Genomic DNA, 8,767 nt, shown 5'->3' on the forward strand with positions numbered 1-8,767 from the left:
AAATCCAGGACTGATCGTAATGAATGTGGCAATACGGATAAAAATCAAAAGAGCCGTTTGTATTTGCAGGCCTAATGCACCATCTATCAAAGCACTGCAATCATTTCAAATATTTTTTGAGTGAAGCCAATTAATGCATTCAACATAAAGTTTCCAAAAACAATCAATGAAACGATTACCGCTAATATTTTTGGAACAAAACTAAGTGTTTGTTCTTGCAGCTGCGTGGTAGCCTGCAAAATACTGATCAAAAGCCCTACAACTAGCGCAATGATCAATGTTGGGCCTGCAACCATGATCATTGTCATAAAAGCTTCTCGGATAACATCTAATACTTTTACTATTGTCATTTTACACCTCTACTGAAATCCTGTGACAAGCGACTCGACGACTAAATACCATCCATCTACCAATACAAACAGCAATAACTTGAAAGGCAGTGAAATCATAACTGGCGACAACATAAACATCCCCATGGACATTATAATACTGGCCACAACAATATCGATCACTAAAAAAGGAATGAAAATCAAGAAGCCAATACTGAACGCTGTTCGCAGTTCACTGATGGTATAAGCTGGTATTACCACTGTCAGCGGAAGATCTGCCAAATCTTTAGGCTTTTTTGTTTTTGACACGTCTAAAAAGAGTTGAATATCCTCATCACGTGTCTGTTGATACATAAACTTTTTAATGGGAGCCTCTGCTTTTTCAAAAGCTTCCGAGCCAGACAGTTCTTCGCTTAGATAAGGCGTCAACGCATCATCCATAACTTCAGTGTATACCGGCTGCATGATAAAAAGCGTTAGAAACAAAGCAATTCCTGTCAACACTAGATTTGGAGGGTTTTGCTGGGTTCCTAATGAACTCCTGACAAACGACAAAACAACAATAATGCGCGTAAAACTAGTGGTTAAAATTAAAAATGTCGGTGCTAAGCTTAACAGCCCCATTAACACATACAGTTTTATCACGTCTGATGTTTCACCCGACTGATTTTCAAGTGCATGAGTCAATCCATCGACTGTTCCAACAGCAGAAACTTCTTGAGGAAAACTAAAACTCATTAAAAAGAGGATAAAGCAGGCGAACAATATGATCTTTTTCTTCAACTTATTTCCTCTTTTCATACAGACTTTGGTAACGGGACTGAAGTTGCTTAAAGAAGGACACTGACTTTCCTTCTGAAAAAACCGGTTTTTTTTGCATGTTTTCTGATGTTTCCGTTGTTTCTTGTGTTTTAATGACCGTTTCTTTTTCAGATTCAGTTAATTCTCTAAGAATTTCATTACGGGTATCCGTAAAACTCATCACATAATACGTGCCGGCTATTTCCACAATACAAATAGAGGAACTTTTATTGACAACCGTTCTTTCGATGATTCGGATCGCTTTTCCTTTTTTTGTCATAAAAGTATTCAAATATTTTAAGCTGTAATTAGCTGCAAAAATAATTACACCCAATGCCAGAATACTTTTTATCACATAACCTAGCCCGATACCTAATCCCATGTTCAACTTCCTTTCACTTTCCTTACTGCATCACAATATTGGTGATAAAAACATCGCTCACCATCGGTATACCCAATCGTTCATTGATTTGGCTGATTAATTCTTTTTTCAATACCAATGAATTTTCTTCTTCTTGAAAAACAGAATCAGCTGTTTTTGTACGCAACACATTGATTACTGCGTCTCTTATTTGCGGTATATTTGCATTAATTTTTTCTTCTGCCTCTTTGTCTGTACTATAGAGAGATAATTCAATTTTCAAATAATTTTCTTTACCTGATTTTTCAGGTGCCAAATTGATTAAAAATTCTTCTAAAGGAACGGTTGTTTCTACTACTTCTTTTTCAGACAACCCTTTAACAATTTCTGCTGCTTTTCCTGAAGTGAAGCCAAAAGTGACTACCGCTCCAATCACCACTGCAGCTAAAATAATGACAATCAGCAGCAAATGTTTCGTACCTTTTTTTTCTTTCTTTGCTTCTATTTTCATGCGCTAATTTGTCTCCTTCTCTTCATAAACGATCACAATATTTACTCTTCTGTTCTTTGCCTTATTTTCACTTGTATCATTCGGCACACTTGGATTGTATTCGCCATATCCTCTAGCCGACAGGCGATGAGGATTGACTCCTTTGTCTTCGCTCAAGTAACGCAAAACGGATACTGCTCGACCAGTAGATAATTCCCAGTTGCTGTCGAAATTTTGGTTTTTAATCGGCAGATTATCAGTATATCCTTCTATCACTATTTTATTTTCTAGTGTAGCAATCAAATCCGCTAGTTTATCTAATGTTTGTCTTCCTTGTGTTGAAACTTCAGCATCCCCGGAAGCAAACAGAATCGACTCTTGGATATCAACGTATACCCCATCTTGATCCATTTTAACTGTAACTTTTTTTTGCATGTCTTGTTTTTCTACATAATCTGTTACTTTTTGATATAAAGCCGTTATTTCAGGATTTACTTGTTCTTCTTCCGCTGGCGCCGCTTCTTCCAGAATAGAGCTGCCGCCTTTTCCTGATAACGCCATTTGAATCGATTGAGAAGCTTCATTAAACTTTGATTCACTGACAGTCGACATCGAGTAAAGCAGAATAAAAAAAGTCAGTAATAAAGACATTAAATCTGAAAAGGTGGTGATCCATCCTCCCGAACTTTCACTGCTTCCACTGTTTTCTCTATTTCTTTTACGCCGTCTAGCCATTTTGCTGTCCCTCACGTTCCAATCGTGCGGCTTCTTTGACTGACTCTTCTTGGTTGTCATCGCGCAAATAGCTGTACAGCTTTTGTTCGATGACACGTGGGTTTTGTCCAGCTTGGATCGATAAAATTCCTTCGATCACCATTTCACACATCTGCATCTCTTTTTCTGTTTGGAGTTTTAAGTTCGTAGCTATCGGAAGAAAAAGCATATTCGCTAAAAAACTACCATATAACGTCGTGATTAAAGCTGTAGCCATTCCTGTTCCAATTGTACTAGGATCGTTTAATTCTCCAAGCATGATGATCAACCCGATCAAAGTACCGATCATCCCGTAAGCTGGAGCCATCTCTCCCCATTTTAAAAAGATTTCTTGACCCATTCGGTGTCTTTTTTCAATATTTTCTGTTTTTATTTCTAGTATCTCTTCAATCAGCTCTGGATCTAATCCATCTACTACCATTTGCAATCCTGTTACCATCAACTCATTGTCTTGTTGCTGCAAGTCTTCTTCGATAGCCAAAACTCCTTGGCTTCTCGCTTTTCTTGATAATTCTGAAAAAGCAGCAATCAATTCTTCATAATGATCTGTAGGGTCATGCAATAAGTTTTTTATAATAGCTGGTATTTTCATGATTGATTTTAATGGGAAACTGATAAGCAACGCACAAAAAGAACCGCCTAGTGTAATAAGAAGAGAAGGCGCATCAATAAAACTGGCTATGTTTCCTGATGAAGTGATAGACCAAATGATCAGACCAAACCCTACAACAAAACCGATAATTGGTATAATATTCTTTTTCATTTATCTCCTTCTGAAAAACCGTTATATATTTTTCTTTTGTATTGAATCACTTTATCTACTATTTCTTTCTCTGTTTCAATTACACGTAATGTCTTTCCATCAGTTAAAGTAATAATCGTATCGAAAGAACGGTCTATTCTATATATCAAATCACAATTTAAATAAAATTCTTTTCCTGAAACATCTGACAAAGCAATCATGTAAAAACCTCATTTCTTTATTTAAGAAAAGCGGAACAAGCTGAGCATCCCATATTGTCTAGTACAAAGTGATGCCATGAATTATGTAGTGGCAACCTGGAATCTATCAGCTAATGCGTTTCAAAAAATTACCTGATGATTCCAGTCCCCGCTTTATTCTTTTCGTCTAGTTCTTATCTCTTAAGGTTGATCAATTCTTCAAGCATCGTGTCAGAAGTTGTGATACTTCTAGAATTTGCTTGGTAAGCTCTGCTCGTTACGATCATTTCAGTAAATTCATTGGCTAAATCCACATTGGACATTTCCAAAAATCCAGAACGTACACTGCCAAAACCGGCTTCAGATGGAGCTCCTAATTGAGGTTCTCCTGAGTTAGCTGTGGCTATATATAAGTTTCCGCCGCTCTTTTCTAATCCATCGGGGTTAGAAAAGTTGGTCAATGCCATTCGGCCCAATACATAAGAATTACCGTCACTATACGTTCCAACAATAAACCCGTCTTTATCTACGCTGTAATCTTGCATTTCCAATTCTTTTCCATCAACTGTGATCGTTGGACTGATTTTTAAAGGTGCGAGTGTATTAAGCGCATCTATCTTAAAATCTGCATCATTTAACGATGGGTCACCCGTTTCAGTTGTATATCCCATAATTTGTAATCCGCCGCTTGTTACCAAGTTACCATCATAATCGGTATAAAAGCCGCCGTCGCGCGTATAAAAAGTTTGATTGTCTTGTTTTACTGTAAAGAATGAATTATCGCCATTTTCAATCCCAAAATCTAAGGGTCTTCCTGTTGATTGCAAAGAACCGCCGGACATTACGGTGTCAATTGACCCAACTTGTACTCCAAGTCCAACTTGTTGTGCATTAGTTCCTCCTTGTGCTCTAGCATTTGTTTGGCTAATCATGTCTTCAAAACGTACTCTGCCGGTTTTAAATGCAGTCGTATTGACATTGGCAATATTATTTGAGATAACGTCCATCTTTGTTTGAATATTTTTCATACCGGTAACACCTGAATATAGTGATTTTAACATGTTGTTTCCTCCATTCGATTATCCCACTTCAATCAGTCCATGGGTTGCGGCTTCTGTTAAGTCCAGCCAATTCTATTGTTTTATTCTCATCGCACTGTCAATATTTGTGACAGTTTCCATCTCATCGGTCTTCAACGCTGTAATAATCGTGCGGTTATTGATACTGGCAATCAACGCCATGTTCTTATATAAAATAAGCGATTGTTTTGAACCTTTATGTTCAAGTTTTTCTACTGCCGTTTCCAAATGAGTCATATCCTTTTGATCCAATTGAAAACCACGTTCTTCCATTCTTTTTTGTGCATGATTAGATAATTTTACTTCTCGGTAACCCGTTTCGGTTTTGAGAGACTCAGCCAAAAAGGCACTAAATGTTCGGTCTATTTTGGGCTTTTTTTGAATCGGTATTTCTTCGGCTGCCTGGTTTTGAATAGGAGACACGTGAAAAGACATTATGCTTGATCACCAACTTCTAAGATGTCGTTTAGATAAAAGTCTTTTCCATTTACTCGGATAGTAGCGTAGCCTTTATCAAAACGTACTTTTTCAACTGGACCAGTGATAAAATTGGTTTCATCGGTTACTTTAACTTCTTTCCCCAATAAACCCAACGCTTGTTGTTGCTGATTCATCAATAAATCAGTATTCATTTTTTCTGAAATATTAGTCAATTGGTCCATCATATTAAATTGAGCTAATTGTGTCAGATAATCGGTTTCTCCACCACCACTTCCACCGCCGCTTTCTCCTGGCATGGCTGGCATTTTAATCGTAGCAGCCATAATTTGTAAGAAGTCATCTGTCGAAAGTTCATTGGATTTCTTTTGGCTATCGGTGATGCTTTTTACCGTTCCAATATTAAAATTTGCAGGAATATCCATTATATTTCTCCTCTCATACTAAAATACTCAGTCTTCCAGGTTGTTTTCCAGTTGCTTCTTCAGACTTTGTCAGTGAAGCTGTTGCCGTTGCAATTGTTCCGGTTTGGCGCGGCATCTGCTTCCTTTGTTCCTGAGTTTGTCCTTCCGCAAAGCTAAAGCCCGTTTCTCCATTCGTATTCAATTGAATCGTAACTTCTCCAAGCTGGATTTGTTGTCGGTTTAGGTTATCCGTCAATTGTTGCAAACTTCCCGTCAACAATTCGTGGGTTTTTAAACTATCGACAACCATTTTAGTCGACAACACATTGTCGATCAGTTCAAGCTTGATTTGAATATTTCCCATTCGTCCCGGAGAAATGTTCACTTCTGCAGACGATTGCTTGCCGGTTTTGAACGTTTCCATTGTTTCTGCAATGACTTCTTTCACCGCTTGCGCGAGTTGTTGCCGTCTCACACCTGTCGTTTCTGAAACTTCCGTTTGTGTACCGGTCATTATTCCATTGAACAAAGGCTGTTCCTGTACTTTATGCTCCTTGAGATTATTTACGGTCGGCTCTTCAGCGGCTACATCAGTTTGATGCGAAGAGACTGCCTGCAAGTTTTCCTTTTTACCAACTGATTCAGCTGACTTAGAACTTGCTTTGCTGATTTGTCCAGTTTCTAAATCTGCTTCTGACAGGAAAGATTGGCTGTTTTTTATTTGACTGTCTTCTTTTACTGGTACTAGTTGCTCTAATTCAATCTTTGGTGCAGCGGTATCTTTTTCTGCTTTCCAATTTTCCGTCATAAAACGTCCAGTTGGTAAAACACTTTCTGTCAATTGTTTTTCTGAATGGACAGCAGTTACTTGGACTTCCGTTGTTGAAAGGCTTTTCTCTTCTTTGATCCATTTTTTGTTTTCTTGTTCTTCATCGCTTACTGACACAAAAGCTCCAGCTGCTTTTTGTTCTGATCCAGCTGACGATTGAACTTTAGTTGGCAGCAGATTTTCTGTAGACAGTGCTTCTTTTTTTATTAAAACTTGCTCTGCTGTTTCAATTGCTTTGCCTTCTTGCCAGGCTGTTACCTGTTGCAATTCTACCTCTGTCATTGCCTGTTCAGCCAGAACAGGTGTTACAGTTGCTAGCAGAGGTGGTTCTGTTGCAGAACTTTCAACTGCCGTTAATAAGGCAGCTTCTTGCTTCATTGGTTGTTCTTGAATGGCGGTCAGAAAACCTGAGAAAAAAAATGCAGCATCCGCTTCAGAAGACGTTTCGTCTGCTTCATCTCGTCGCTCTTCAATCTTTTCAGAATCGGGCGAATTATGTATATTTTTTCCTGGTTTTTCTTTTTGTAAGGTTGCAGCAGTTAAATTTTTTTGGAATTCCTTCGGTAAAACGGTTTGCTTTTGGGCGGGTAGTCCGCTTGCCTCAGTTTCCAAAGAAACGGTAGACAGCTGTTCCATTTTTATCACCTCCTCTCTTTTTGTACTGGCTAAAGCAAAGACGTGCTGTGTGCTATTCTATTTGATAAGAAAAGACAATCGTCTTTAATAAGGTGCTCTTCCATAACTGAATGTCGCCATTTCATCCAGTTGTTTTTGTTCTTCACTCTTTTCTTGTTCCATAACAAAGCTATATTCTTTTTCCCTTAGCTTTTCCATTACTTTTTTATCTTTGTGAGCTTCCATTAGTTCAATACGCGCCGCTTCCAGAGCTTTTTCCGTCTTATCTAACAGGTTTTTCTGCTGGACGATTCGTTCATCCAACATAACTTTGTAAAGATTTTGGCGACGCAGAATATCAATGCGCGTAGTTGACAAGCTCTCATTTTTGATTTTAATATTCTCTTGAATTAAATCGTGCAGCAGATCTTCCTGCTGCAGCTGTTCTCTTTGTATTTCAGCTAGTTTCTTTTTCTTTTCTTCTTCTGTATCCGAGCGCCAATCCAAAATTTTTTCCATTGAAAATTTATAGTTCCCCAATTTTCCCACCTCAATTTAGTGCTCTACCCCACTGTCTGGCCGACAGTCGGCTGTACTTTAAATAAATTATCTAACGATCCCACTACGTCTTCAAAATCAACTCGTTCGTCTACTTTTTGTTTGAGGAAATTTTTAATCGGAAGGTTTAATTGAACCGCTCTATCGACTGCAGGGTTGCTTCCTTTTCGGTAAGCTCCTACATCAATCAAATCTTTTGAATCCGCATAGATTGACATGTTTTCTTTTAATTTCCCAGCTGTCAGGTAATGCTTTTCCGTTGTAATATCTTTCATTAAACGACTAATACTGTTTTGAATATCAATAGCCGGGTAATGGTTTTCCGAAGCAATTTTCCGAGACAAAATGATATGCCCATCCAATATTCCACGGACAGAATCGGCAATGGGTTCGTTCATATCGTCTCCTTCAACCAGTACTGTATAAAAAGCCGTGATTGATCCTTTATCCGACATTCCGCTTCGTTCTAACAATTTAGGCAACGTGGTAAAAACAGAAGGTGTATAACCTTTAGTCGTTGGCGGTTCGCCGGTCGCTAATCCAATTTCACGCTGAGCCATCGCTACACGCGTGACAGAGTCCATCATTAACACAACTTTTTTCCCTTGATCACGGAAGTATTCTGCAATCGTTGTCGCTACAGAAGCCCCTTTTAGTCTGACTAACGGCGGCATATCTGAAGTTGCACACACTACTACTGATTTCTTATATCCTTCTTCTCCCAGATCTTTTTCAATAAATTCTAAGACTTCTCTGCCCCGTTCTCCGATCAGACCGATCACGATAATATCTGCTTCAATATAGCGGGCCATCATTCCGAGTAATGTACTTTTCCCGACCCCGCTACCTGCAAAAATCCCAATCCGCTGTCCTTCTCCGACTGTTAACGTTCCATCAATCGCTTTGATACCCGTCGGAATCACTTCTTGTATTTTTTTTCGTTTAAAAGGGTTCGGTGAACTGCGGTTGACATCATAAAATACGCCATCTACTTCTAACTCTTCATTCATCGGGCGACCTAACCCATCTAACGTAGTCCCCAAAAGTTTTTCGCTGATTTCTACTTTCAGTGTTTTTCCAGTTGGCTTCACAAGACAGCCGGGCCCGATGCCTTCTAATTCATCTAACGGCATCAAAAGGACTGTTT

At 38.7% G+C, this 8,767-nt stretch carries 13 protein-coding genes; all 13 read right to left on the reverse strand.

The genetic code is table 11. The annotated features are described in order from the left end of the window. Nucleotides 1–86: 86 nt before the first annotated feature. Nucleotides 87–350 (reverse strand): flagellar biosynthesis protein FliQ, encoded by a 264-nt coding sequence (gene fliQ / locus RT405_RS04530; protein ID WP_313467942.1) that lies wholly within the window; start codon nucleotides 348–350, stop codon nucleotides 87–89. Nucleotides 351–359: 9 nt separating this feature from the next. Then, complete coding sequence (gene fliP, locus RT405_RS04535) at nucleotides 360–1,130, reverse strand: flagellar type III secretion system pore protein FliP (RefSeq protein ID WP_396163264.1); 771 nt, start codon at nucleotides 1,128–1,130, stop codon at nucleotides 360–362. Next, nucleotides 1,114–1,512: a flagellar biosynthetic protein FliO gene (locus RT405_RS04540; protein WP_313467943.1), complete on the reverse strand. Its 399-nt coding sequence runs from the start codon at nucleotides 1,510–1,512 to the stop codon at nucleotides 1,114–1,116. Before RT405_RS04540 ends, fliP begins: the two co-directional genes overlap by 17 nt. Before the next feature lie 22 nt (nucleotides 1,513–1,534). Next, complete coding sequence (gene fliL / locus RT405_RS04545; protein ID WP_313467944.1) at nucleotides 1,535–2,002, reverse strand: flagellar basal body-associated FliL family protein; 468 nt, start codon at nucleotides 2,000–2,002, stop codon at nucleotides 1,535–1,537. A 3-nt stretch (nucleotides 2,003–2,005) separates the two neighbouring features. Next, a complete protein-coding gene (locus RT405_RS04550) occupies nucleotides 2,006–2,716 on the reverse strand; it encodes a flagellar motor protein MotB (protein ID WP_313467945.1) in 711 nt (236 codons plus the stop codon). Continuing rightward, entirely contained in the window at nucleotides 2,709–3,518 is an 810-nt protein-coding gene (locus tag RT405_RS04555) for a motility protein A (protein WP_313467947.1), read from the reverse strand. The genes RT405_RS04550 and RT405_RS04555 overlap by 8 nt, the downstream gene beginning before the upstream one ends. Next, the gene (locus RT405_RS04560; RefSeq protein WP_313467949.1) at nucleotides 3,515–3,718 is read right to left on the reverse strand and encodes a flagellar FlbD family protein; all 204 of its coding nucleotides are present in this window, start codon (nucleotides 3,716–3,718) and stop codon (nucleotides 3,515–3,517) included. The genes RT405_RS04555 and RT405_RS04560 overlap by 4 nt, the downstream gene beginning before the upstream one ends. A gap of 173 nt (nucleotides 3,719–3,891) precedes the next feature. Next, nucleotides 3,892–4,758, reverse strand: a complete 867-nt coding sequence (locus RT405_RS04565; protein ID WP_313467951.1) for a flagellar hook-basal body complex protein — start codon at nucleotides 4,756–4,758, stop codon at nucleotides 3,892–3,894. A gap of 72 nt (nucleotides 4,759–4,830) precedes the next feature. Continuing rightward, the gene (locus tag RT405_RS04570; protein ID WP_313467953.1) at nucleotides 4,831–5,211 is read right to left on the reverse strand and encodes a TIGR02530 family flagellar biosynthesis protein; all 381 of its coding nucleotides are present in this window, start codon (nucleotides 5,209–5,211) and stop codon (nucleotides 4,831–4,833) included. Then, nucleotides 5,211–5,639 carry a flagellar hook assembly protein gene (locus RT405_RS04575; protein WP_313467955.1) on the reverse strand — a complete coding sequence of 143 codons (429 nt, stop codon included), beginning with the start codon at nucleotides 5,637–5,639 and terminating at the stop codon, nucleotides 5,211–5,213. Before RT405_RS04575 ends, RT405_RS04570 begins: the two co-directional genes overlap by 1 nt. Nucleotides 5,640–5,652: 13 nt before the next feature. Next, nucleotides 5,653–7,083 carry a flagellar hook-length control protein FliK gene (locus RT405_RS04580; RefSeq protein WP_313467957.1) on the reverse strand — a complete coding sequence of 477 codons (1,431 nt, stop codon included), beginning with the start codon at nucleotides 7,081–7,083 and terminating at the stop codon, nucleotides 5,653–5,655. Nucleotides 7,084–7,167: 84 nt separating this feature from the next. Further along, a complete protein-coding gene (gene fliJ / locus RT405_RS04585; RefSeq protein WP_313467959.1) occupies nucleotides 7,168–7,602 on the reverse strand; it encodes a flagellar export protein FliJ in 435 nt (144 codons plus the stop codon). Nucleotides 7,603–7,625: 23 nt separating this feature from the next. Next, nucleotides 7,626–8,767 (reverse strand): FliI/YscN family ATPase (locus RT405_RS04590; protein ID WP_313467960.1); only part of this gene is annotated, 1,142 nt, incomplete at its 5' end.

The sequence above is a fragment of the Carnobacterium sp. genome, assembly GCF_032094055.1.
Classification (GTDB): domain Bacteria; phylum Bacillota; class Bacilli; order Lactobacillales; family Carnobacteriaceae; genus Carnobacterium_A.